A 24,563-nucleotide genomic window follows, 5' to 3' on the forward strand; every position below is an offset into this window, starting at 1 on the left:
CCGCCTTCTATACTTATCACTTTGCACATTTTTGTCACCGGAGGACACCGTGCCCTGGATCCTGCTGCTTTTGATAAGCCTGTTTTGCCTGCCTGCCCAGGCCGTCAGCCTGCCGGGCATGCCTGCCGCAACGGCGCAAACACCCCCACCGGCAGAGCCGGACGTTGAGCAGAAAAAGGCGGCTTACTCTGCGCTTGCCGACGTGCTGGAAAACGACGCCTCACGCCAGGAGCTGATAAGCCAGCTGCGCAGCGTGGCCGCCACGCCGCCCCAGGAGCCGGTGCCCAAAATCACCCCGCCGGAGATAGCCGACGAGAAAACGGTGCTGGAGAACGTCACCGATATCAGCCGCCATTATGGCGACGCCCTCGCCACCCGCTTCGCCCAGCTCTACCGCAACCTGATTGGCTCCCCGCATAAAGCCTTTAACCCGCAAACCTTCACCGCCGCCGCACAGCAGTTCCTGATCCTGGCCGGGTTGGTCTTTGCTTTTTACTGGCTGGTGAGGCTCTGCGCCTGGCCGCTGTACCGCAGAATGGGCAGCTGGGGGCGCAAAAAGAACCGGGAAACGAGCAGCTGGATTCACCTGCCGCTGACCATCGCCGGGGCCTTTATTATCGATCTGCTGCTGCTGGCCCTGACCCTGTTTATCGGCCAGATCCTGAGCGAGTCCCTTAACACCGGCAATCCCACCATTGCCTTCCAGCAGGCGCTGTTCCTCAATGCCTTCGCGCTGATTGAGTTCTTTAAGGCGATCCTGCGCCTGATATTTTGCCCCCGCGTGCCCGACCTGCGTCCCTTCGCCATTAACGACAGCGCCGCGCATTACTGGTCCCTGCGCCTTAGCCTTCTGAGCGGCATCATCGGCTATGGCCTGCTGGTGGCGGTGCCGATTATCTCTAATCAGGTCAACGTGCAGATTGGCGCCCTGGCAAACGTGCTGATTATGCTCTGCATCACCGTCTGGGCGCTGTACCTGATCTTTCACAACAAGCGCGCCATCACCGAGGGGTTGCTTCATCTCGCCGACCGCTCTCTCGCCTTCTTCAGCCTGTTTATTCGCGCCTTCGCCCTGGTGTGGCACTGGCTGGCGAGCGCCTATTTTATCGTGCTCTGTTTCTTCTCCCTGTTCGATCCGGGCAACAGCCTGAAGTTTATGATGGGAGCTACCTTCCGCAGCCTGGCAATCGTCGGCGTTGCTGCGTTCGTCTCGGGGCTGCTTTCGCGCTGGCTGGCGAAAACCATCACCCTGTCGCCGCACGTGCAGCGCAGTTACCCCGAGCTGCAGAAGCGGCTTAACGGCTGGATCGGCGTCTCGCTGAAGGTGGCGCGGATCCTGACGGTCTGCGTCGCCATCATGCTGCTGCTCAGCGCCTGGGGACTGTTCGACTTCTGGAACTGGCTGCACAACGGCGCGGGTGAAAAGACGGTGGATATTCTGATCCGCATCGCGCTGATCCTCTTCTTCTCCGCCATCGGCTGGACCCTCCTGGCGAGCCTGATCGAGAACCGGCTCTCCTCGGATATTCATGGCCGCCCGCTGCCGAGCGCCCGCGCCCGCACCCTGCTGACGCTGTTTCGCAACGCGCTGGCGGTGATCATCAGCACCATTACCATCATGATTGTGCTGTCGGAAATTGGCGTCAATATCGCCCCGCTGCTGGCGGGTGCCGGTGCACTTGGGCTGGCGATCTCCTTTGGCTCCCAGACGCTGGTGAAGGACATCATCACCGGGATCTTTATCCAGTTTGAAAACGGGATGAATACCGGGGATCTGGTAACCATCGGGCCGCTCACCGGCACGGTGGAACGGATGTCGATTCGTTCGGTGGGGGTGCGGCAGGATACCGGGGCGTACCACATCATCCCGTGGTCCTCGATCACCACCTTCGCCAACTTCGTGCGCGGCATCGGGTCGGTGGTGGCGAACTACGATGTGGACAGGCATGAAGATGCCGAAAAAGCGCAGGGCGCGCTGAAAGCGGCGGTGGATGAGCTGCTGGAAAGGGAAGATATTCGCGGGCTGATTATCGGTGAGCCCTCATTTGCCGGGATTGTGGGCCTGACCAGCACCGCCTTTACCCTGCGCGTGTCCTTCACCACCCAGCCGCTGAAGCAGTGGACGGTGCGCTTCGCCCTCGACAGCATGGTGAAAAAGCACTTCGATCTGGCTCACGTGCGGATGCCGGTGCAGATGTATCAGCTCCTGCCGTCGCCGACGGGGGAGAACACCCAGATCCAGAACCGCACCTGACTGTTCCCTCTCCCCTGTGGGGAGAGGGTTAGGGTGAGGGGAAAGACGCTTAACGCTGGCGGCGTTTGGCGTTATCCATAAAGGTCCAGGCGATAAAGCGGCTCTGCTTCTGACCCTGGGCCATCTCTTTTTTCACCACTTTAACCGCGCCGACGTCGGTCAGGGCGCGGTAGAGCGGCGGCAGGTTCTCGCTGCGGGAGACCAGAGTGGTAAACCACTTCACCTGGCGGGCAAACTGGGCGCTCTCGGTAATCATCTTCGTGATAAAGGCCACTTCCCCCCCTTCGCACCACAGCTCCTGCTGCTGGCCGCCAAAGTTCAGCGCGCCGTCGGCCGCCTGGCCAAGGTTACGGCGCTTGCGCTCGCTGCCTGCCCGGGCGGTTTCCGCCGAATCATGGAACGGCGGGTTGCACAGGGTGGCATCGTACTGTTCGTTTTTATGGATCACGCCTGCGAAGATCGCCGAGGCCTCTTTCTGACGACGCAGACGAATGGCGCGGCTCATGCCGGGATTCGCGTTAATGATGGCGGTGGCGTTGGCGAAGGCCTGAGTGTCCACTTCGCTGCCGGTAAAGCGCCAGCCGTACTCATGCGCGCCAATCAGCGGATAGATCAGATTCGAGCCAGTGCCGATATCGAGGATCGTCGCCTGAGCCGGCACCTCACCGTTATTGCCTTCCGCCAACAGATCGGCGAGATGGTGAATGTAGTCGGCACGCCCCGGCACCGGCGGGCAGAGATAGCCGTCCGGAATATCCCACTGGGCCACACCGTAGAAATGCATCAGCAGCGCTTTGTTCAGCGTCTTTACCGCCTGCGGATCGGCGAAGTTCACCGTCGGCTCCCCTGCTGGCGTCCGGGTGATAAATTCGCGCAGCGCCGGACAGCTTTCGCATAAGGCATTCATGTCGTAACGGCTACGGTGGCGGTTGCGTGGGTGCAACCCCGGCTTTTCGGGTGTCATGGCGTTCTCCTGTAAACAGCGGCGTAAGATACCCGTTGCGGGCGCAACGGTAAATATTTCTCTGCGCGACAGAATAAACCACCAAAAATCAGTCACCTGTATGTATCTGATTTGTCATGGAATTGTCAAAATATGTTGTTCAAAAAATAAGCAGATCATCATCAATTTTTTGCACTAAATCACACTCTGACCCGTTCTACACTTAGTGTGCATCACCCGTTGTCAATCAGAGGAAGTGATTATGAAAAAATACCTGGTAATGCTGGCTGCCGCTTCACTGGCAGGTGCGTCGTTTGCTGCATGGTCGATCGAATCACTCAGCAGCGGCGATACCAGTCAACTGAGACCCGCCGGAACCGTGCAGGCTTCTGGCGCAAGAAATCTCGATGACCTGCAGGATAAACTGGCTGAAAAAGCGCGTGAACAGGGTGCTAAAGGCTATGTTGTCAACTCTGCCAGCGGCGACAACACCATGTTTGGTACCGCCACCATCTACAAATAGTTCCCCTCTCTGCACTGCATACTGCATCCCCCGGGGTGCAGTTCATTTTTTGCCCAAACTCCACTTTGTGAAGATTTTTAGTAGCCAATGTAAATTTACGTATTTCCTTTTGTTGGCGACAGTGATAAAAAGTCACGCCAAATGATAATGTTTATCACAATTATTATCATTTGTAGGTTCATTACGGTTATTCACGTGGCACAGGAACAGGCCCAGACCTGCCTGACAGCGTAATGAAAACTCAATACTAAAAATTATAAGTCGCTAAACAATATGGATAAAAATCGCAACGTTCCGAACAGCTTTAACTCGCTGACCTTTTTCGCGGGTCTGTGTATCGGTCTTACTCCCGTGGCTTCTGCAGTTGCGGCGGAGAATAACGATAAAGCTGACGACACCCTGATAGTCGAAGCGGCACAGCCTTCGCTGTATGCCCCGCAGAAGTCCGCCGACGCCAAATTCAGCCGTCCGGTGGCCGATACCACCCGCACCATGACCGTAATATCCGAGCAGGTGCTCAAAGATCAGGGCACCACTAACCTGACCGATGCCCTGAAAAACGTCCCGGGCGTGGGCGCATTCTTCGCCGGTGAAAACGGCAACTCCACCACCGGCGATGCGGTTTACATGCGCGGCGTGGACACCTCGAACAGCATTTACGTTGATGGTATTCGCGATATCAGCACCACGACGCGCGATACCTTCAACACCGAACAGGTGGAAGTGATTAAAGGGCCATCCGGCAGCGATTACGGACGTAGCGCCCCGAGCGGCTCGATCAATATGATCAGCAAACAGCCGCGTCTGGATTCAGGCATTGATGCCTCCGCCAGCATCGGCAGCGCCTGGATGCGCCGCGGTACGGTCGATATCAACCAGGTGATGGGTGATACCTCGGCGTTTCGTCTGAACCTGATGGGTGAAAAGACTCACGATGAAGGGCGCGATAACGTCAAAAACGAACGCTACGGCGTGGCCCCTTCCCTCGCCTTTGGCCTGGGAACGGAAAACCGTCTCTATCTGAACTACCTGCATGTGACCCAGCACAACACCCCGGACGGCGGCATTCCGACCATCGGGCTGCCGGGCTACTCTGCACCCTCTGCGGGCACTGCGGCGCTGAATCACTCAGGCAAGGTGGACACCAGCAACTTTTACGGCACCGATTCCGATTACGACGATTCCACGTCCGACACCGCCACGATGCGCTTTGAGCACGACTTCAACGACAACACCACCCTGCGTAACACCACGCGCTGGTCCCGGGTGAAACAGGATTATCTGATGACCGCCGTGATGGGTGGCGCCAGCAACATTACCCAGCCTGACCGCAACAACGTGGACACCTGGACCTGGTCGCGTCTCGCCAATACCAAAGATGTCAGCAACAAGATCCTCACCAACCAGACCAACCTGACGACCAAATTCTATACCGGCAGCGTCGGCCACGATATCAGCACCGGGGTGGAGTTCACCCGTGAAAACCAGACCAACTACGGCGTGGATGCCATCACCCCGCCGCCGGTCAATATCTATCACCCGAACAGCAACGTCGATATTGGCGGCCTGAACAACAACGGCGCCAATGCCAATGGCCAGACCGATACCTTCGGGATTTACGCCTTTGATACGCTGCAGATCACCCGTGATGTTGAGCTCAACGGCGGCATTCGTCTCGATACGTACCACACCGAATATGACAGCGCCAGCGTCTGCGGCGGCACCGGTCGCGGGGCGGTCGCCTGCCCGGCCGGGACCCCGAAAGGTTCCCCGGTGACTACCGTGGATACGGCCACCTCGGGCAATCTGGTGAACTGGAAAGCCGGGGCGCTTTATCATCTGACCGAGCACGGCAACATCTACGTGAACTACGCCATCTCTCAGCAGCCGCCGGGTGGTAATAACTTCGCCCTGGCGCAGGGTGGCACCGGCAGCAGCGCCAACCGCACCGACTTTAAGCCGCAGAAGGCCAAAACCAGCGAGCTGGGCACCAAGTGGGAAGTGCTGGATAAACGTCTCCTGCTGACCGCGGCGGTGTTCCGCACCGACATCGAAAACGAAGTTGAGCAGAACGATGACGGCACTTACTCGCAGTACGGTAAAAAGCGCGTCGAGGGTTATGAACTGTCGGCAGCGGGTAACATCACCCCGGCCTGGCAGGTGATCGGCGGTTATACCCAGCAGCGCGCCAGCGTGCGCACCGGCAACAACGTGGCGCAGGATGGCACCTCTTCCCTGCCGTATACCCCGGAACACGCCTTCACGCTGTGGAGCCAGTACCAGGCAACGGATGACATCTCCGTTGGCGCAGGCGCCCGCTATATTGGCAGCATGCACCGCGGCTCTGACGGCGCGGTGGGTACCCCGTCGTTTACCGAAGGTTACTGGGTGGCCGATGCCAAACTGGGCTATCGCGTCAACCGCAACCTCGATATGCAGCTCAACGTCTACAACCTGTTTGATGAGGACTATGTCGCCTCCATCAACAAGAGCGGTTACCGCTACCATCCGGGCGAACCGCGCACCTTTATGTTAACGGCGAACATGCACTTCTGATCATTCGTGGGGGGGCTGCCCCCCACGTTTCAGTGCACTTCTGTTAGCGCGTGGGGCGTTAGCCCCACGCTACGGAGAATCTTTATGATGTATCACATTCCGGGCGTGCTGAACGCCGATGAGGTGGCGCAGTTCCGCGCCCAGCTGGAGCAAGCCCCGTGGATCGACGGGCGCGCCACGGTGGGCAACCAGGGCGCACAGGTAAAAAACAACCAGCAGGTGGACACCCAAAGCCCGCTGTACGTCACCTTGCAGGCCAGCGTGTTACAGGCGGTGAATCAGCACCCGCTCTTTTTTGCCGCCGCCCTGCCGCGCCAGATCTCCAGCCCGCTGTTTAATCGCTACCAGCAGCAGGAGACCTACGGCTTTCACGTTGACGGTGCCGTGCGTAGCCACCCGCAAAGCGGCTGGATGCGGACCGATCTCTCCGCCACCCTCTTTTTAAGCGACCCCGACAGCTACGAGGGCGGTGAACTGGTGGTGAACGACACCTACGGCCAGCACAGCGTGAAGCTCCCGGCGGGGGATCTGGTGCTCTATCCCTCCAGCAGCCTGCACTGCGTGACCCCGGTGACCGCCGGCGTGCGGGTGGCTTCTTTTATGTGGATCCAGTCGATGATCCGCGACGATAAAAAGCGCGCGATGCTGTTCGACCTCGACCGCAATATCCAGACCCTGCGCACCCGCCACGGCGAAAGTGACGAAGTGCTGTCCTTGCTGAATCTCTATCACAACCTGCTGCGCGAATGGTCTGAAATCTAGGCACCTGCCTTGATTGTACGTTTTTTGACCCCATAGTTACTGTACAGCGCAATAACCTGTCAGGAGGGGTTTATGGCTTCCGGTTGGGCGAATGATGACGCCGTTAACGAACAGATCAACAGTACCATTGAAGACGCAGTGGCCCGGGCGCGGGGCGATATTCCGCGAGGCGAGAGCCTGAAATTCTGCGAGGAATGCGAGGAACCGATCCCCGAAGCGCGGCGCAAGGCCGTGCCCGGCGTGCGGCTGTGCATCGCCTGTCAGCAGGAGAAAGATTCACATAATGCATCCCACGCAGGATATAATCGCAGAGGATCCAAAGACAGCCAGCTGCGATGACTGGCATGACGGCTGCGGGGCCACGCAAGCGATTACTTGCTTGCGCACGAATTTGAGCCCCTGGTTTGTCGAAACGTGCCCTCATCGCCTCGTCTGTAAAGCGCAACGGCAAGAAACGTAAATCCATTCATTGAATTTATTAATATTCAATAACTTATTTGTCATTCAAATTTTTCGAAGGATGACGTCAATTCTCTTCATTTTATCTCTCGCAAAAAAGCGTGATACTTATCACATCGACGGAACAACGTCCCCTTAACAGAATAACCTGCGAGATATTAACCATGAAAACCATCAAATATGCTGTTGCTGCTCTTGCCCTGACAACTCTCTCCTTCGGTGCTTTCGCTGCGGAATCTGTGACTGCGGCCCAGGCAAGCGGCATGAACAAAATCGGTGTGGTCAGTGCAGAAGGCGCGACCACCCTGGACGGTCTGGAAGCACGCCTGGCGGCTAAAGCAGAAGCGGCTGGCGCGACCGGTTACACCATTACCTCCGCTAACACCAACAACAAACTGAGCGGCACTGCGGTTATCTACAAATAACCTGACCCTTATCTCTGCCCCGCTCGCCGGTTCGCTGGCGGGCTGCTCCAACCCTCATTGACCCTTTGTTGTTTTTTTGGCCCGTCCATCGCTGGACGGGCTTTTTTTATTTAAAAACTCTGGTTAACCCGAGCCAGTCCGGCATCGACCGTCTCCACCTGGCCGCTCGCCAGCAGGCAGCAGGCCATCTGCAGCTTCAGGGAGTGCGGCACCGCTTCCCGCCCGGCAAGGCAGCTCTCTATCCAGCGCGCGGTGGTTTCGGCATCTTTCGCCTGCGGCAGAGAGACATTGCTATTCTCTTCCCCACGCTCCAGCACCACCCGGGTACCCGCCGCATCAATCAGCGTTTGCTGCGGGCAGCGCTGCGGGTTGGCATACACTTCGCCTTCCGTGCCGTGCATCAGCAGCCCGCGGCCACCGATATCGGCAAAGAAGGTCGCCACGCGGGTGACATATTCCGGGTGCGAGACGCTGGAAAGGCGCAGCGCGGCATCTTCGGCAAAGGGCGTCGCCAGCTTCGCCAGGGTGTGGGCACTGTTACGCACCCCCATGCGCCAGCGCATCGCCAGCTGTTTTTCCAGCGGCGGACAGAGGGTGCTCACCGGAATATAGACCGGGTGATGCCCGTCCAGCTTCGCCTGCGCCTGGCCGCCGTGACGGGTCGGCTCAATGCCCAGCAGGGTGAAGATGGTCTCGCTCAGCACGCGGGTCGGATCTTCGCTCACGCCGTGCACCACCACCGGGAACCCGAGCTTGTGCAGCAGGATCGCCAGCAGCGGCGTCAGGTTGGCCTGCTTGCGCGCGCCGTTGTAGCTGGGGATCACCACCGGCATCGGCTTAGCAACCGGGGGCGTCAGGCGCAGGGTTTGCGCCTGCATGGCCTCATAAAAGCCGCGCATCTCGGCTTCGCCTTCGCCCTTAATACGCAGCGCGATCAAAATGCCGCCCATCTCCAGGTCCGGCACGTCGCCGTTCAGCATCCGGGTGTAAAGACCCCGGGCGGTATCCTGATCCAGGTCGCGGGCGTGATTTTTGCCTCGCCCAACCTCTTTGATAATTTTGCGATAATCCACGACAACTCTCCTTGCGACATCTTATTAACACTATAGCGTCGATAAGGTGACGGCGGACAGACATTTCTCTTATCGATTTTGCGCCCCCTTTCCCTTCCATCTCAAGCCATCATTCTGTAATTAAAGAAAAAATAATAATACAACCCCAATTCAAATCATTAGTGGCCAGGGCAGTAGTTAATAGCCAACCAAAACTTACGTAAATTAGCGCCAATAAAGTTTCGCCCCTTTATTTATCAATTAATCACAACGGATGTTATTAACACCGGCATTTATTCAGGAATTATTATGCGTAAAATCGTTACCGGCACTTTTATTGCCACTGCGTTATGTTGTTCTGTCTCTGCCTGGGCTGCAAACAGCGGCGAGGGGCAAATTAACTTCACCGGCGAAATCATCGATTCCGCCTGTCAGGTGGTCAACGGCGTCAGCAGCCCGCTGGATGTTTCCCTGGGCAAAGTGTCGCAAACGGCCTTTACCGGCTCGGGCTCCACCACGTCGGCCACCCGTTTCGACATTCAGCTGAAAGACTGCCCGGAAACCATCACCAGCGCCGCCATCACCTTCGGCGGCTCTGCTGACAGCACCAATGCCAACGTACTGGCCGTCACGCCGGGTACCGGCGCGGCGACCGGTGTCGGTATCCAGCTGCTGGACAAAACCGAGAATCCACTGAGCTTATACAGCCCGTCCACCAGCTACACGCTGCAGTCGGGCACTACCACCAACGACCTGGTCTTTGGCGCACGCTATATCCAGACCGGCAGCACCATCACCGCCGGCCCGGCTAATGCCGTCTCCACCTTTACCGTTATGTACAACTAATAAGGCGGCGCCTGGTTATGCGACCGGGCGCCGTTCTTTTTGATTCAGAGTCCCATCATGCGTAAATCTGTTTTGATCGCCTCCCTGTTATTAATGACAACCGCCGCGCACGCCGGGGTCATTATTGAAGGGACCCGCTTAATTTATCAGGGAGATAAAAAAGAAGCGTCGCTGGGAATTTCTAACCCCGATAACCTCGACTACCTGGTGCAATCCTGGGTAGAGAGCCAGGATCACGCCCGGGAAAAAGCGCCGTTCCTGATCACACCGCCGCTGTTCCGTCTGGATGGCCACCAGGACAATGTCCTGCGCGTGGTGCATACCGGCGGCAATCTGCCCACCGATCGCGAATCGCTCTACTGGCTGAACATCAAATCGATTCCGTCCACCGCGCATCACGAGAACACCAACACCCTGCAAATTGCCATCAAAACGCGCATTAAGCTGATCTACCGCCCGGCGGGGATCGCCGGAAAACCGGACGAGGTGGCGGATAAACTGCGCTGGCATAAACAGGGCAACAATCTCATCGTCAGCAACCCGACGCCGTTTTACATGAATTTCCAGGAGATCACGCTGGGCGGCAAAAAAGTCGACAACATCAGCTGGGTCGCCCCCGACAGCGACGCGCATTTCGCCGTGCCGGGTGGGATCAGCGCAACCCGTGTCAGCTGGAAAATCATCAACGACTATGGCGCGGTGAGCCACGCCTGGTCTGCCAGCCTCCAGTAACTGCCGGAACCGCCATGCCCTGGGACTATACAACCAAAGCGCCACGTAACCATGCCCGCACCCTGCGCATTGCGCTGGGCTGTGCGGCGCTGGGCCTTGGCGTGCAGCAGGTGCTGGCGGAGGACTACTTCAACCCGGCAATGCTTGATATCGACGCCCCCGACCAGGGCAAACCCGACCTCTCGCTGTACGAGTCGGGCCCGGGCATCGCGCCGGGGGAGTACCAGGTGGATGTGTATGTGAATAACAACAAAATCGCCAACAAGAAAATCACCTTTGAGCTGCAAAAGTCGGCAAAAGGAGAGAGCATCCTCCAGCCCTGCCTGTCCGTGGAGACCCTCAAAAGCCTGGGTATCCAGAGCGATAAATTCAGCGTCACAAAGGGTGATGACTGTGTCGATCTCTCTGGGTTACCAGACGCCAGCGCCACCTTCCGCCCCGGCCAGCAGCAGCTGCTGCTGAGCATCCCGCAGGCGGCCATCATCCCGGTTCCGCATGGGTATGTGCCCCCGGAAGAGATGGACAACGGCATCAACGCGTTTCTGCTGAACTACAGCTACTCCGCCGGGGATACCCACAGCCGGGGGGATGACGGAAGTCACCAGCGCAACGAATACCTGAACCTGCGTCCGGGGGTGAATCTGGGTGCCTGGCGTTTTCGCAACTACACCACCTGGAGCCAGACCCGGGACGATGACTCGACGCAGCACGATTTCTCCTCGGTGTACAGCTATGCCCAGCGCAACATCCTGTCGCTGGGCAGCGTCGTCACCTTCGGGCAAAGCTCCACCCCGTCGGACGTGTTTGACAGCCTGTCGTTCACCGGGGCGCAGATCGCCTCGGATGACGATATGCTGCCGGACAGCATGAAAGGCTTCGCGCCGCGCATTCGTGGCGTGGCGCACAGCAATGCCCAGGTGGTGGTTCGCCAGAACGGGTATGTGATCTATCAGAACTATGTCGCCCCGGGGGCGTTCGAGATTAACGATCTCTACCCCACCGGGGGCAGCGGGGATCTGAACGTCACCGTGAAAGAGACCGACGGCAGCGAGCAGCACTTTGTGGTGCCTTACGCCTCGGTGCCGGTGTTGCAGCGTGAAGGACGATTCAAATACAGCCTGACCGGCGGACGCTATCGCAGCTATGACGACAGCGTGGAGAAAACGCCGTTCCTGCAGGGCACCGGGATCTACGGCCTGCCGTACGATATCACCCTCTATGGCGGCATGCAGACCAGTCAGTATTACGATGCCCTGGCGCTCGGCACCGGGAAAAACATCGGCGACCTCGGGGCGTTTTCGGTGGATGTGACCGCAGCGAAATCGCGCATGCAGGGGGAAAAATCCACCCAGGGCCGCGCCTGGCGGGTGCGTTACAGCAAAGACTTCGCCACCACCGGCACCCACTTTTCGCTGGCCGGTTATCGCTATAACAGCGACGGATACGCCACGATGTCGGATGTGATGAACTCTTACACCAAAGATGACGACTGGACGCCCCCCGACGGGCGCCGCGACCGTCAGGAGGCTACTGTCGATCAGTCGCTGGGCGGTTCGCTGGGCTCGCTGACCCTGAGTCTGGTGAAAGAAAACTACTGGCACAGCGACCAGAGCATGACCTCGCTTAGCGTGGGCTACAACGGCAGCTGGAACGGCATCAGCTACGGCCTCAACTATGGCCTGAGCAAAAATACCCAGGATAACGAGGACGATGATGAGCAGAAAAACGAACAGACCATCGGCCTGAACGTCTCGGTGTCGCTGGATCACTGGCTGAAAAATACCTGGGTTAACTACACCCTCAACAACAGCAAACATGACACTACCCAGAGCGTCGGCCTGAGCGGCACCGCCCTTGCCGGCAACAATCTCAGCTGGGGCGTGCAGCAGGGCCACAGCCACAACTCGGGTTACAGCAGCAACCTGAATACCGATTACAAAGCGACCTACGGCGAGATGACGGCCGGGTATTCCCAGGATAACCAGCAGCACCAGCTTAATGTCGCCGTGCAGGGCAGCGTGATTGCCCATGCTCACGGCGTCACCTTCGGCCAGCCGATGGGCGATACCGTGGCGCTGGTCGAGGCGCCGGGTGCCAGCGGAACCGGGGTCGACAACCAGACCGGGGTCAAAACCGACTATCGCGGCTACGCCATCGTGCCCTACGTTACGCCCTACCATCACAACACCGTCACCCTGGATACCGAAAGCCTGCCTTCAGGGGCGGACGTCGGTCAGGCAACGAAAGTGGTTACCCCGACCCGGGGGGCGGTGGTGCGCGCCAGCTTTGATACTCGCGTTGGCAGCCGGGTGCTGCTGACCCTCACCCGGTCCGACGGGCATCCGGTGCCGTTTGGCGCCACCGCCGCCCCGGCCCATGAGAATGGCGAGTTTATTGTCGGCGACGGCGGACAGGTCTACCTGACCGGGATGCATGAGCGCGGCACGGTCAACGTCAGCTGGGGCAGAGGCGCCAGCGCCCACTGCTCCGCCCACTATCAGTTGCCGTCCCACTCAAGCGATCCGGTGATCAACACCACCGCGCAATGCGTCTGAACGGCGAGGAGAGAAGATGAAACCACTGCGATTTAGCGGCGTGCTGGCCCTGTTTGCCGCCCTGTGGCTGTTTATGCCCCAGGCGAAAGCGGCCTGTACCACGGCGGATCTGCCCTGGACCGCGACACCCGGTACGCTGACGGTGCCTGACACCCTTGCCGTCGGCAATGCGATCCCCGGCTCGGCCCAATCGCATACGGTGAAAGGCAGCTGTGACGCTGCCGATAGCGGGAAACCCATTACCGCCTGCCATCTTGGTGAAGGGGAAGAGGTGCCGGGCATGCCGGGGGTGTACCGTACCGGCGTGGAGGGGATTGGCATCGAACTGCTGAACAGCGCCGGGCAGCCGGTGCGCGGCCGTGCGCTCCACTGCGACAGCAGAAGTACGCCGCTGGGCTACGTCAGCAATGATGGCTCCGGCAGCTTTAATGTGCCTCTGACCCTGCAGCTGGTCAAAACGGCGAACACCAGCAGCCAGCAGACGATGACCATACGCAACGGCATCTGGTCGCTTGGGATCTATCCCGATGAACAGTTGGGGCATCTGAATGCCGTGCGCTATGGCGGTAATCTGGCGCTGAAGGCGACAACCTGCTCGGTGGATCAATCCAGCCTGATCGTCACCCTGGGCGATTTCCCGGTAACCCAGTTCACCCAGGTAGGGAGTTATACCGGCTGGAAAACGTTCAGCCTGAACGCCACCTGTAACGCCGTGGAGACGATGACCGCCCAAATCACCAGCCCCAACGGGGCAACAAATATTGGCACGGGTGACGATGTGTTGAACCTCGTTCCCGGCAGCGACAGCGCCACCGGCGTGGGCGTGAGACTGCTGGTGGGCGGCGCCGGAATGCGCTACGACTACCCGATCCCCTTTGGCGGCGAGACAGTGCCGGGCCAGCCGTTCAGCCTGCCCTTCCAGGCGCAGTATTACCAGCTCAGCGATACGGTGACGGCAGGCAAAGCCAACGTCGTCGCCACCATCGACATTGAATACCGATGAAGAGGACTCCGATGAAATACGTCGCCCTTTTAGTCCTGCTTGCCAGCGCCTGCGCGCAGGCCACCGATGTGTCACTCAGCATCCAGGGCAATATTTACGACACCGCCTGTCAGTTAGACAGCACCAGCCAGAATAAGGTGGTTGACCTGGGTCAGGCCATCGCCAGTGATTTTAAGGCCATCGGTGATGTCGGAGAGTGGAAGAATTTTGATATTACCCTGTCGAACTGCCCGCCAAACCTGGCGCTGGCGACCATCAGCGTCGACGGGCAGCGTGATCAACACCACCCGTTCAAGTTTGCCAACACCGGTACGGCAACAGGACTGGCGCTGGAGCTGGCGGATCGCACCGACTCCATCATTCTGGCCCCGCAAGCGAGATTTAATGCGGTGATCGACCCGGTCACCCACAGCGCTGATTTTCCGATGGCGGCGCGCTATTACACCTCGCAAACCCCCGTCACCGCCGGACAGTTTACCAGCGTGGTGCTGATTACCTTCACTTACCAGTAGGACCGCGCCTCTTAGCATGGACGCTTTTCTTCCGCCCGGCGGCCAGTTTTGCCGGGCGTTTTTTTACCTCAGGCACTTCTGGCTGCTCGATAGGGAAGACTGGCAGAGCGTTTAACAGCCGTTTGCCGTAGTTTTTGGTCAGCAGACGTTTATCGTAGATCACCACTTCGCCCCAGCAGCTGTGGCTGCGGATCAGACGCCCGACCTGCTGGATCAGGTTGAACGACGCCGCGGGCAGGCTCTGCACCTCAAACGGGAAGCGGTTCAGGCTTTTCAGCCACTCGCCCTCGGTGAGCACCACCGGGCTGTCGATAGGCGGAAAGGCAATCTTATGAATATGGACCTGGGTCAGGTAATCCCCTTTCAGATCCAGCCCTTCGGCAAAGGACTGGAGCCCCACCAGCACGCTGCGCTCCCCGGCCTCAATGCGCTTGCGGTGCAGCTCCACCAGCCGGTAGCGGGGCTGATCCCCCTGCACCAGCAGGAGCAGGCGCAGGTCGGTAACAAAGGTTAAAAACAGATTCATCGCCCGGGCGCTGGCGAACAGCACCAGCATGCCGGGGTACTTTTTGCTCTCCAGCTGTTCGCGGAAGTAGGCCGCCATCTCGGCGAGGTGCTGCTCTTCGTTGTCGATCAGCGGCTCATACTGCATGCGCGGAATGACGATTTTGCCCTGCTCGCAGTGGTTGAACGGCGAATCAAGCGCCACAAAGCGATCCCCCGCTTTCTCCTTCAGGCCGCTCATCTCCTGCAATCTCGAGAAGCTGTTCAGGGAGCGCAGCGTGGCGGAGGTGACCACCACGTGCGGGACGCTGCGCCAGAGCAGCTTTTCCAGCTGATCGCTGACGCGGATCCCCGCGCAGTGGAAGAAGAGGTGCACCTGCCCCTCCCTGACTTCCCGCGTCACCCACTTGGTGACCGGGGCGCCGGAGGCTTGGGCCATCGACGCCAGCCGCCACAGCTTGCTCTGCCCTTCAAACATGCCCAGGGCGCGGTTCATCTGCAGCAGCACCCGGTGGACACGCACCACGTCGTGAGTGCCGGTTTTCTCACTCAGATCGTTTAAAAACAGCTCCGCCAGCCCGCGCAGTTTTTCGATAAGCTGCGCCAGTTCGCGGCAAAGAGACATGATTTCATCCGGCAGTTCACCCATCTCAAAGCGGTGCTCTGCCTCCTGACCGGCAGGAAGATAGAGATTGAGGATGTTATTCAGCGAGGCGATGTGGGTGTATATCGTTTCGCAGTGCTCGCTGAGGCGCTCCGGGATCGCCAGCGGCGGAATGGTCTTCGGGCGGAACTGATCCATGCATGTCGCCACCAGCTTGCAGAACAGATCCAGCTGCAGGCGGAACCACGGGGCGGTGATTTCGGCGCTCATCTCCAGCGCATCGCGGGCGACGTCCGGCAGGTGATGGCCTTCATCCAGCACCAGCAGCAGGTTTTTCGGGTCCGGCAGGACGGCTTCGCTCTCCATCGCCGCCATCACCAGGGCGTGGTTGGCGACCACCACTTCGGCCTCCTGGATCTCCCGGCGGGCGACAAAGAACGGGCATTCGCGATAGTAGTGGCAGTTGCGGTTCAGGCAGCTGGCCTTGTCGGTGCTGAGCCTGCGCCACAGATCGTCGCTGATGGCCTGATCGGTGTGATCCCGAAGGCCATCCCATTTGTAACCGTCCAGATCGGTTTTCAGCTTCGCGCACTGCTCCTGCTCGGCCTTGTTGTTGGGGGTCAGCTCGTCATCGAGAAACGCCAGCAGATCCTGCTGGGTGGGTTCGGTGCTGGCCAGCGCCGCTAAGTTGCGCGGGCAGACATAGCGCCCGCGCCCGAAGGCCGCGGTAAAGCGCAGCTCGGGGATAATTTTGCGCAGCAGGGGCAGGTCTTTGCTGTAGATCTGATCCTGCAGGGCGACGTTGGCGGTGCTCACCACCAGCGTCTTTTGCTCTTCCCGGGCAATGGCGATGCCGGGGATCAGGTAGGAGAGGGTTTTACCGACCCCGGTCGGGGCTTCAATTGCCAGATGTCGACCCTCATCACCGGCGAGTGTTTTTGCCACATCGGCAATCATCTGCCGTTGCGGAGCGCGGGGAATAAAGTCGGGGATCTGCTGTTGCAGCGCCTTATACCAGGCGGCAATTTGCGCTTTCAGCGCGGCGGTTAAAGCCATGATGAACCTGAAATACTGTATAAACAGCCACTATTGTGGCACTTTCTTAAGCGAGCCGCAAAAGAAAAGCCCGGCTTTACGACCGGGCTTCCAGATTACTGCGCGCTGGCAGGTTTGCGCGGACGGCGTCGGCGCTGGCCTTCACCTGCCGGTTTCGCATCACCGTCGCGACGCGGTGGCTTGCTGGCCGCTTTCGGCGCGCCGCCTTCGCTACGGCGTGGCTGCTGACCGCGACCGCCGCCGCCCTGCCCGCGTCCACCGCCCTGACCACGACCGCCCTGGCGTCCGTTCTGGATTGGCTCGGCTTTGATCGACGGGTCCACGTCGTAGCCGTCGAGGGCAATACGCGGGATCTCTTTTTTCAGCAGGCGTTCGATGTCGCGCAGCAGTTTGAGTTCATCGACACAGACCAGCGACAGCGCTTCGCCCGTGGCCGCCGCGCGACCGGTACGACCGATACGGTGAACGTAATCTTCCGGGACGTTCGGCAGCTCGTAGTTCACCACGTGCGGCAGCTCTTCGATATCCAGGCCGCGGGCGGCGATGTCGGTTGCCACCAGCACGCGGATGTCGCCGGATTTAAAGTCGGCCAGCGCGCGGGTACGTGCCCCCTGGCTCTTGTTGCCGTGGATGGCCGCGCTGCGGATCCCGTCTTTGTTCAGCTGTTCTGCGAGGTGGTTCGCACCGTGCTTGGTACGGGTGAAGACCAGCACCTGCTGCCAGTTGCCTTCGCCAATCATCTGGGAAAGCAGCTCGCGCTTGCGCTTTTTGTCCACCATGTGCACATGCTGGGTCACCTGCTCGGAGGCGGTGTTGCGACGCGCCACTTCCACTTCCAGCGGGTTGTGCAGCAGTTTTTCGGCCAGGCCTTTGATCTCATCGGAGAAGGTGGCAGAGAAAAGCAGGTTCTGGCGGCGGGCAGGCAGTTTTGCCAGCACGCGACGAATATCGTGGATAAAGCCCATGTCGAGCATGCGGTCGGCTTCATCGAGGACCAGGATCTCCACGCTGTCGAGCTTCACGGCGTTCTGGTGTTCCAGGTCGAGCAGACGGCCCGGGGTCGCCACCAGCACGTCCACGCCGCTGCGCAGTTTCATCATCTGTGGGTTAATGCTCACCCCACCGAACACCACCAGCGAGCGGATGTTGAGATAGCGGCTGTACTCACGCACGTTCTCACCCACCTGGGCGGCCAGTTCACGGGTCGGGGTCAGGATCAGGGCGCGCACCGGGCGACGGCCTTTGGCGTGCGGCTCTTTCTGGATCAGGCGTTGCAGCAGCGGCAGGGTAAAGCCGGCGGTTTTACCGGTTCCGGTCTGGGCGCTGGCCATCAGATCGCGACCGGCCAGCACGGCGGGAATGGCCTGCTGCTGAATAGGGGTAGGTTCGCGGTAGCCCTGCTCTTCTACAGCGCGCAGAATTTCCGGGTCCAGGCCAAGGGTATCAAAAGACATAACAACTCCGAACCGCCCCGACCATTTTCAGGTGTAGTTTTCAGGGAGATAGTGACAAATAGAAGGACAAAAACCACGGTGTCGCGAAGCAGCGGAGTGTAGCAGCTTTTGTGACATGGCGCATAAATTATCCCGTCGGAGGCGATTTCCCCAGGCAACAAAACTGGACAAGGTCAAAAAACAGTCATAATCTTAATCAATCGATTGATTAATTTTGTGTCCGCTATGAATCCGATCCCGACCACCACCAAAGGCGAGCAGGCCAAAAGCCAGTTAATCGCCGCTGCGCTGGCGCAGTTTGGCGAATATGGGCTGCATGCCACCACCCGCGATATCGCCGCCCAGGCCGGGCAGAATATCGCCGCCATCACCTACTATTTTGGCTCGAAAGAGGATCTTTACCTCGCCTGCGCCCAGTGGATCGCCGACTTCATTGGCGGCCATTTTCGCCCGCACGTCGAGGAGGCCACCGCGCTGCTGGCAGAGCCTTCACCGGATCGCGCCGCCATTCGCGGGCTGATCCTTAACGCCTGCAACAACATGATCCAGCTGCTGACCCATGACGATACGCTGAACCTGAGCAAGTTTATCTCACGGGAGCAGCTCTCCCCTTCCGCCGCCTATCAGCTGGTGCACGATCAGGTTATCGCCCCGATGCACTCCCACCTGACCCGGCTGGTGGCGGCCTATACCGGCCGCGACGCACAGGATACGCAGACCATTTTGCATACCCACGCCCTGCTGGGGGAAGTGCTCGCCTTTCGTCTCGGGCGGGAGACCATTCTGTTACGCACCGGCTGGACCGAATTTGATGAGGATAAAGCGCTGCAGATTAGTCAGGTCATCACCTGTCATGTGGATTTGATCCTGCAGGGTTTAACGCAAAGGAGCCTGGAGTCATGAAGAAACCTGTCGCCATTATTGTGGCCGTGGTGGTTGTGCTGGCAGCCGGTATCGGCGGCTGGCTGTGGTATCAGAGCCAGCAGGATAAAACGCTGACCCTGTACGGGAACGTCGATATCCGCACCGTGAATATGAGCTTTCGCGTCGGCGGACGGCTGGCGGATCTGAGCGTGGATGAAGGCGATGCCATCACCGCCGGGCAGACGCTCGGCGAGCTGGATAAAGCCCCGTACCAGAACGCCCTGCTGCAGGCCAAAGCGGGCGTTGCCGTGGCCCAGGCGCAGTACGACTTAATGCAGGCGGGCTACCGTGATGAAGAGGTCGCCCAGGCCGCCGCTGCCGTTAAGCAGGCGCAGGCCGCCTATGACTACGCGCAGAATTTCTTCAATCGCCAGCAGGGGCTGTGGAAAAGCCGCACCGTATCGGCCAACGATCTGGAGAACGCCCGCTCCTCGCGGGATCAGGCTCTGGCGACCCTGAAATCTTCTCAGGACAAGCTGCGTCAGTACCGCTCCGGTAACCGCGAGCAGGATATCGCCCAGGCCAAAGCCAGCCTCGAACAGGCTCAGGCCCAGCTGGCACAGGCCGAGCTGGATCTGCACGACACCACGCTGGTCGCCCCGGCCAACGGCACGCTGATGACCCGCGCCGTGGAGCCCGGCAGCATGCTCAACGCAGGCAGCACGGTGCTGACCCTGTCGCTGACCCGCCCGGTATGGGTGCGGGCCTATGTGAACGAAGCCAGCCTCGGAGAGGCTAAACCGGGGCGCGAGGTGCTGCTCTACACCGACGGTCGCCCGGACAAGCCATATCGCGGGAAAATCGGCTTTGTCTCCCCCACCGCCGAATTTACGCCAAAAACCGTTGAAACCCCGGACCTGCGCACCGACCTGGTCTATCGCCTGCGCATTGTCGTCACCGATGCCGACGACGCCCTGCGCCAGGGGATGCCGGTGACCGTCAGCTTCGACAATGGACAAACCCATGAGTGATGCGGTGATCCAGCTTACCGGCCTGGTGAAACGCTTTGCCGGGATGGACAAACCCGCCGTCGCGCCCCTCGACTGCACGCTGCAGAAGGGCTACGTCACCGGGCTGGTCGGCCCGGACGGCGCGGGCAAGACCACCCTGATGCGGATGCTGGCCGGGCTGCTGAAGCCCGACGAAGGTACCGCCAGCGTGCTGGGACTGGATCCGGTCCAGGACGATCGCGCCCTGCACGCCATGCTGGGCTATATGCCGCAGAAGTTCGGTCTGTATGAAGATCTGACGGTGATGGAGAACCTGACCCTCTACGCCGACCTGCGCAGCGTCACCGGTGAAACGCGGGAGAAAACCTTTCAGCGCCTGCTTGAGTTTACCTCGCTGGGCCCCTTCACCGGGCGGCTGGCAGGCAAGCTCTCCGGCGGCATGAAGCAGAAGCTGGGGCTGGCCTGCACCCTGGTGGGGGAACCGAAGGTGCTGCTGCTGGACGAACCCGGCGTCGGCGTCGACCCCATCTCCCGCCGCGAGCTGTGGCAGATGGTGCACGAGCTGGCGGGCGACGGGATGTTGATCCTCTGGAGCACCTCCTATCTCGACGAAGCGGAGCAGTGCCGGGACGTGCTGCTGATGAACGAAGGGGAGCTGCTCTATCAGGGCGACCCTACCAGACTCACGCAGAGCATGACCGGGCGCAGCGTGCTGCTACACTCCCCTCATGAGAACAACCGCCGCCTGCTGCAGCGGGTGCTGAAGCTGCCCCAGGTGAGCGACGGCATGATCCAGGGGAAATCGGTGCGGGTGATCCTTAAAAAAGAGGCCAGCACTGACGATCTGCGCCATAACGCGGATCTGCCGGATCTGGCTATCGAAGAGACCGCCCCGCGCTTCGAAGATGCCTTTATCGATCTGCTCGGCGGCGCAGACACCGCCGAATCGCCGCTGGGGGCCATTCTGCATACCGTGGAGGGCACGCCCGGCGAGACGGTGATTGAGGCGAAATCCCTGACCAAAAAGTTCGGTGATTTTGCCGCCACCGATGACGTTAACTTTGCGGTGAAACGCGGCGAAATCTTCGGCCTGTTGGGCCCCAACGGCGCGGGCAAATCCACCACCTTTAAAATGATGTGCGGCCTGCTGGTGCCTACTGCCGGTAAAGCGCTGGTGCTGGATATGGATTTGAAGGTCAGCTCCGGCAAGGCGCGCCAGCATCTGGGCTATATGGCGCAAAAATTCTCCCTCTACGGCAACCTGACCGTGGAGCAGAACCTGCGCTTCTTCTCCGGCGTCTACGGGCTGCGCGGGCGGGCGCAGAGTGAAAAAATCAGCCGCATGAGCGAGGCCTTTGGCCTGCGCCAGGTGGCCAGCCAGGCCACCGACGCGCTGCCCCTCGGGTTCAAGCAGCGGCTGGCGCTGGCCTGCTCCCTGATGCATGAGCCGGACATTCTGTTTCTCGACGAACCCACCTCCGGCGTCGATCCCCTCACCCGCCGGGAGTTCTGGCTGCATATCAACAGCATGGTGGAAAAAGGGGTGACGGTGATGGTGACCACCCACTTTATGGATGAAGCGGAGTACTGCGACCGGATTGGGCTGGTCTATCGCGGCAAGCTGATTGCCCACGGCACGCCGGACGATCTTAAGGCTCAGGTGGCAGACGAGCAGCAGCCCGACCCCACCATGGAACAGGCGTTTATTACGCTCATCAACGACTGGGATAAGGAGCACGGCCATGTCTGATACCGCCCTCTCCTGGCGTCGGGTCCGCGCCCTGTGCATCAAAGAGACGCGGCAGATCGTCCGCGACCCCAGCAGCTGGCTGATTGCTGTGGTGATCCCCCTGCTGCTGCTGTTTATCTTTGGCTACGGGATTAACCTCGACTCCAGCAAGCTGCGGGTCGGCATTCTGCTGGAGCAGCACAGCGAAGAGGCGCTCGACTTTACCCATACTCTGACCGGCTCGCCCTATATCGACGCCACCATCAGCGACGATCGCCAGCAGTTAACCCAGATGATGCAGGCCGGGCGCATTCGCGGCCTGATTGTCATACCGGTAGATTTCGCGGCCCGCATGGCGCAGGCGAACGACACTGCCCCCATCCAGGTAATCACCGACGGCAGCGAGCCCAACACCGCCAACTTCGTGCAGGGCTATACGGAAGGGATCTGGCAGCTGTGGCAGATGCAGCGGGCGGAAGATCGCGGCGAAAAATTCGAGCCATTAATCGACGTCCAGACCCGGTACTGGTTTAACCCGGCGGCCATCAGCCAGCACTTTATTATCCCCGGCGCGGTGACCATTATCATGACGGTGATCGGCGCGATCCTCACCTCGCTGGTGATCGCCCGCGAGTGGGAGCGCGGCACCATGGAGGCGCTGCTCTCCACCGAAGTGACGCGCACCGAGCTGCTGCTGTGCAAGCTGATCCCCTACTACTTCCTCGGGATGCTGGCGATGCTGCTCTGCATGCTGGTGTCAGTCTTTATTCTCGGCGTACCTTATCGCGGCTCGCTGCTCATACTGTTCGTCATCACCAGCCTGTTTTTACTCAGCACCCTGGGGATGGGGCTGCTTATCTCCACCATCACCCGCAACCAGTTTAATGCCGCCCAGGTGGCGCTGAACGCCGCGTTTCTGCCGTCGATTATGCTGTCCGGGTTTATTTTCCAGATCGACAGTATGCCAGCGGTGATCCGCGCGGTGACCTACATCATCCCGGCGCGCTATTTCGTCAGCACCCTGCAAAGCCTGTTCCTGGCGGGCAATATCCCGGTGGTGTTGATTGTGAACCTGCTGTTTTTGATAGCGTCAGCGGTGATGTTTATTGGGCTGACGTGGATGAAAACCAAACGGCGGCTGGATTAGCCGTCCTGCATCGGTTGTGCCCGGTGGCGCTGCGCTTACCGGGCCTACGGGGCCTGTTGATTTTGTGGCGTTTTGAGGAGCTATTATGTTTCACCGTTTATGGACATTGATCCGCAAAGAGCTGCAGTCGCTGCTGCGCGAGCCGCAGACCCGGGCGATTTTGATTCTGCCGGTGCTGATCCAGGTGCTGCTGTTCCCGTGGGCGGCGACGCTGGAGGTGACGAACGCCACCATCGCCATCTATAACGAAGATAACGGCAAACACTCGGTGGAGCTGACCCAGCGCTTTGCCCGCGCCAAAGCCTTTACCCATGTGCTGCTCCTTAAGAGCCCGCAGGAGATCCAGCCCACCATCGACACGCAAAAGGCGCTGCTGCTGGTGCGCTTCCCGGCCGATTTTTCGCGCAATCTCGACACCCTGCAGACGGCGCCGATGCAGCTGATCCTCGACGGGCGTAACTCCAACAGCGCGCAGATTGCCGCCAACTACCTGCAACAGGTGGTGAAGGATTATCAGCAGGAGCTGATGGAGGGCAAACCGAAACCGAATAACAGCGAGCTGGTAGTGCGCAACTGGTATAACCCGAACCTTGATTACAAATGGTTTGTGGTGCCATCGCTGATCGCCATGATCACCACCATCGGGGTGATGATCGTCACCTCGCTGTCGGTGGCCCGCGAGCGCGAACAGGGCACCTTCGATCAGCTGCTGGTCTCCCCGCTGTCCACCTGGCAAATCTTCGTCGGCAAGGCGGTTCCGGCCCTGATTGTCGCTACCTTCCAGGCCAGCATCGTGCTGGCGATTGGCATCTGGGCCTATCACATTCCCTTTGCCGGATCGCTGCTGCTTTTCTACTTCACGATGGTGATTTACGGGCTGTCGCTGGTGGGGTTTGGGCTGCTGATCTCGGCGCTCTGCTCGACCCAGCAGCAGGCGTTTATCGGGGTGTTCGTCTTTATGATGCCCGCCATTTTGCTCTCGGGCTACGTCTCGCCGGTGGAGAACATGCCGGTGTGGCTGCAGAATTTAACCTGGGTGAACCCGATCCGGCACTTTACCGATATTACCAAGCAGATCTATCTGAAGGATGCGAGTCTGGATATTGTGTGGGGGAGTTTGTGGCCGCTACTGGTGATAGCGGCCGTGACGGGCTCAGTGGCGTACGCGATGTTTAGACGCAATATCGCGTAGCTTTTTGTCTTTCGCTAACAGGGAAACGACCGCCGGTCCTGCGAGGATAGCCAGACCTGCCAGGGCCAGCAGCAGGTTGTTTTGCAGCACGCGGGAGAGCAGCCACAGCACAATCAGTGCCGCACCGAAATACCAGGTGGTGGTGAGCTCTTCGAGCACATCCGCCACTTCGCGCCAGCGCTCTTCATGATGACGCTGTAAAAAGAGCATCAACAGGACGGTCACGCCGTACAGCACGCATAATCCTAAGCCGACCCGCACCAGGGTCCCGCTCATCCAGGCCATTACCAGTACGGCCACGACCAATAAATGCAACATAATCTGCCAGCAACTCAGGCCGGTTGCGACGCGTATGCGTTGTTGCCACTTCATGGCACTCTC

21 protein-coding genes are annotated in these 24,563 nt (G+C 59.6%); 16 read left to right on the top strand and 5 right to left on the bottom strand.

The genetic code is table 11. The features are described from left to right. The first annotated feature begins 49 nt into the window (after nt 1–49). On the top strand, nt 50–2,254 hold the full coding sequence (ybiO, locus tag FFB58_RS07665; protein WP_138369533.1) for a mechanosensitive channel protein: 2,205 nt from the start codon (nt 50–52) through the stop codon (nt 2,252–2,254). A 49-nt stretch (nt 2,255–2,303) separates the two neighbouring features. On the opposite strand, the gene rlmF is transcribed toward ybiO, so the two are convergent. Then, on the bottom strand, nt 2,304–3,218 hold the full coding sequence (gene rlmF, locus FFB58_RS07670; RefSeq protein WP_171029938.1) for a 23S rRNA (adenine(1618)-N(6))-methyltransferase RlmF: 915 nt from the start codon (nt 3,216–3,218) through the stop codon (nt 2,304–2,306). Between the two features lie 241 nt (nt 3,219–3,459). Here rlmF and mcbA point away from each other — a divergent pair, with 241 nt between their 5' ends. From mcbA to ybiJ, 5 genes are all read left to right on the top strand, one after another. After that, on the top strand, nt 3,460–3,720 hold the full coding sequence (mcbA, locus tag FFB58_RS07680) for a DUF1471 family periplasmic protein McbA (RefSeq protein ID WP_039029404.1): 261 nt from the start codon (nt 3,460–3,462) through the stop codon (nt 3,718–3,720). Between the two features lie 273 nt (nt 3,721–3,993). Beyond that, nucleotides 3,994–6,276, top strand: coding sequence for a catecholate siderophore receptor Fiu (locus tag FFB58_RS07685; protein WP_138369534.1), 2,283 nt, complete (start codon nt 3,994–3,996; stop codon nt 6,274–6,276). 84 nt (nt 6,277–6,360) lie between these two features. Next, nucleotides 6,361–7,038, top strand: coding sequence for a PKHD-type hydroxylase YbiX (ybiX, locus tag FFB58_RS07690; RefSeq protein WP_138369535.1), 678 nt, complete (start codon nt 6,361–6,363; stop codon nt 7,036–7,038). A gap of 72 nt (nt 7,039–7,110) precedes the next feature. Continuing rightward, the gene (locus tag FFB58_RS07695; protein ID WP_138369536.1) at nt 7,111–7,377 is read left to right on the top strand and encodes a DksA/TraR family C4-type zinc finger protein; all 267 of its coding nucleotides are present in this window, start codon (nt 7,111–7,113) and stop codon (nt 7,375–7,377) included. Nucleotides 7,378–7,661: 284 nt separating this feature from the next. Next, a complete protein-coding gene (ybiJ, locus tag FFB58_RS07700; RefSeq protein ID WP_039029400.1) occupies nt 7,662–7,922 on the top strand; it encodes a DUF1471 family protein YbiJ in 261 nt (86 codons plus the stop codon). Between the two features lie 110 nt (nt 7,923–8,032). On the opposite strand, the gene ybiB is transcribed toward ybiJ, so the two are convergent. Next, a complete protein-coding gene (gene ybiB / locus FFB58_RS07705) occupies nt 8,033–8,995 on the bottom strand; it encodes a DNA-binding protein YbiB (RefSeq protein ID WP_138369537.1) in 963 nt (320 codons plus the stop codon). Between the two features lie 288 nt (nt 8,996–9,283). On the opposite strand from ybiB, the gene FFB58_RS07710 reads away from it, so the two are divergent. The 5 genes from FFB58_RS07710 to FFB58_RS07730 are packed head-to-tail and all read left to right on the top strand — an operon-like array spanning nt 9,284 to nt 14,622. After that, nucleotides 9,284–9,820, top strand: coding sequence for a fimbrial protein (locus tag FFB58_RS07710; RefSeq protein WP_039029398.1), 537 nt, complete (start codon nt 9,284–9,286; stop codon nt 9,818–9,820). Between the two features lie 57 nt (nt 9,821–9,877). Further along, nucleotides 9,878–10,552 (top strand): molecular chaperone, encoded by a 675-nt coding sequence (locus FFB58_RS07715; protein ID WP_039029397.1) that lies wholly within the window; start codon nt 9,878–9,880, stop codon nt 10,550–10,552. Nucleotides 10,553–10,566: 14 nt separating this feature from the next. After that, nucleotides 10,567–13,107: a fimbria/pilus outer membrane usher protein gene (locus tag FFB58_RS07720; protein ID WP_138369538.1), complete on the top strand. Its 2,541-nt coding sequence runs from the start codon at nt 10,567–10,569 to the stop codon at nt 13,105–13,107. A 16-nt stretch (nt 13,108–13,123) separates the two neighbouring features. Continuing rightward, on the top strand, nt 13,124–14,110 hold the full coding sequence (locus tag FFB58_RS07725; RefSeq protein ID WP_138369539.1) for a fimbrial protein: 987 nt from the start codon (nt 13,124–13,126) through the stop codon (nt 14,108–14,110). Nucleotides 14,111–14,121: 11 nt separating this feature from the next. Further along, nucleotides 14,122–14,622 carry a fimbrial protein gene (locus FFB58_RS07730; protein WP_039029395.1) on the top strand — a complete coding sequence of 167 codons (501 nt, stop codon included), beginning with the start codon at nt 14,122–14,124 and terminating at the stop codon, nt 14,620–14,622. Here the strand turns inward: FFB58_RS07730 and dinG are convergent. Both dinG and rhlE read right to left on the bottom strand, forming a co-directional pair. Next, on the bottom strand, nt 14,609–16,786 hold the full coding sequence (gene dinG, locus FFB58_RS07735) for an ATP-dependent DNA helicase DinG (protein ID WP_039029394.1): 2,178 nt from the start codon (nt 16,784–16,786) through the stop codon (nt 14,609–14,611). The two genes, FFB58_RS07730 and dinG, sit on opposite strands and share 14 nt — an antisense overlap. Nucleotides 16,787–16,881: 95 nt before the next feature. Further along, complete coding sequence (rhlE, locus tag FFB58_RS07740) at nt 16,882–18,240, bottom strand: ATP-dependent RNA helicase RhlE (RefSeq protein WP_039029393.1); 1,359 nt, start codon at nt 18,238–18,240, stop codon at nt 16,882–16,884. A gap of 225 nt (nt 18,241–18,465) precedes the next feature. On the opposite strand from rhlE, the gene cecR reads away from it, so the two are divergent. The 5 genes from cecR to FFB58_RS07765 all read left to right on the top strand — a co-directional run bounded on the left by cecR (nt 18,466) and on the right by FFB58_RS07765 (nt 24,182). Further along, nucleotides 18,466–19,143 (top strand): transcriptional regulator CecR, encoded by a 678-nt coding sequence (cecR, locus tag FFB58_RS07745; protein WP_138369718.1) that lies wholly within the window; start codon nt 18,466–18,468, stop codon nt 19,141–19,143. Next, complete coding sequence (hlyD, locus tag FFB58_RS07750; protein WP_039029391.1) at nt 19,140–20,135, top strand: secretion protein HlyD; 996 nt, start codon at nt 19,140–19,142, stop codon at nt 20,133–20,135. The genes cecR and hlyD overlap by 4 nt, the downstream gene beginning before the upstream one ends. After that, complete coding sequence (locus tag FFB58_RS07755) at nt 20,128–21,864, top strand: ATP-binding cassette domain-containing protein (protein WP_138369540.1); 1,737 nt, start codon at nt 20,128–20,130, stop codon at nt 21,862–21,864. The genes hlyD and FFB58_RS07755 overlap by 8 nt, the downstream gene beginning before the upstream one ends. Beyond that, a complete protein-coding gene (locus tag FFB58_RS07760) occupies nt 21,857–22,990 on the top strand; it encodes an ABC transporter permease (RefSeq protein ID WP_138369541.1) in 1,134 nt (377 codons plus the stop codon). Before FFB58_RS07755 ends, FFB58_RS07760 begins: the two co-directional genes overlap by 8 nt. Nucleotides 22,991–23,075: 85 nt before the next feature. Beyond that, complete coding sequence (locus FFB58_RS07765) at nt 23,076–24,182, top strand: ABC transporter permease (RefSeq protein ID WP_138369542.1); 1,107 nt, start codon at nt 23,076–23,078, stop codon at nt 24,180–24,182. On the opposite strand, the gene FFB58_RS07770 is transcribed toward FFB58_RS07765, so the two are convergent. Next, complete coding sequence (locus FFB58_RS07770; RefSeq protein WP_138369543.1) at nt 24,144–24,554, bottom strand: YbhQ family protein; 411 nt, start codon at nt 24,552–24,554, stop codon at nt 24,144–24,146. The two genes, FFB58_RS07765 and FFB58_RS07770, sit on opposite strands and share 39 nt — an antisense overlap. Nucleotides 24,555–24,563 lie beyond the last annotated feature (9 nt).

It is taken from the genome of Enterobacter sp. MF024, assembly GCF_005843915.1.
Lineage (GTDB): Bacteria > Pseudomonadota > Gammaproteobacteria > Enterobacterales > Enterobacteriaceae > Enterobacter > Enterobacter barmai.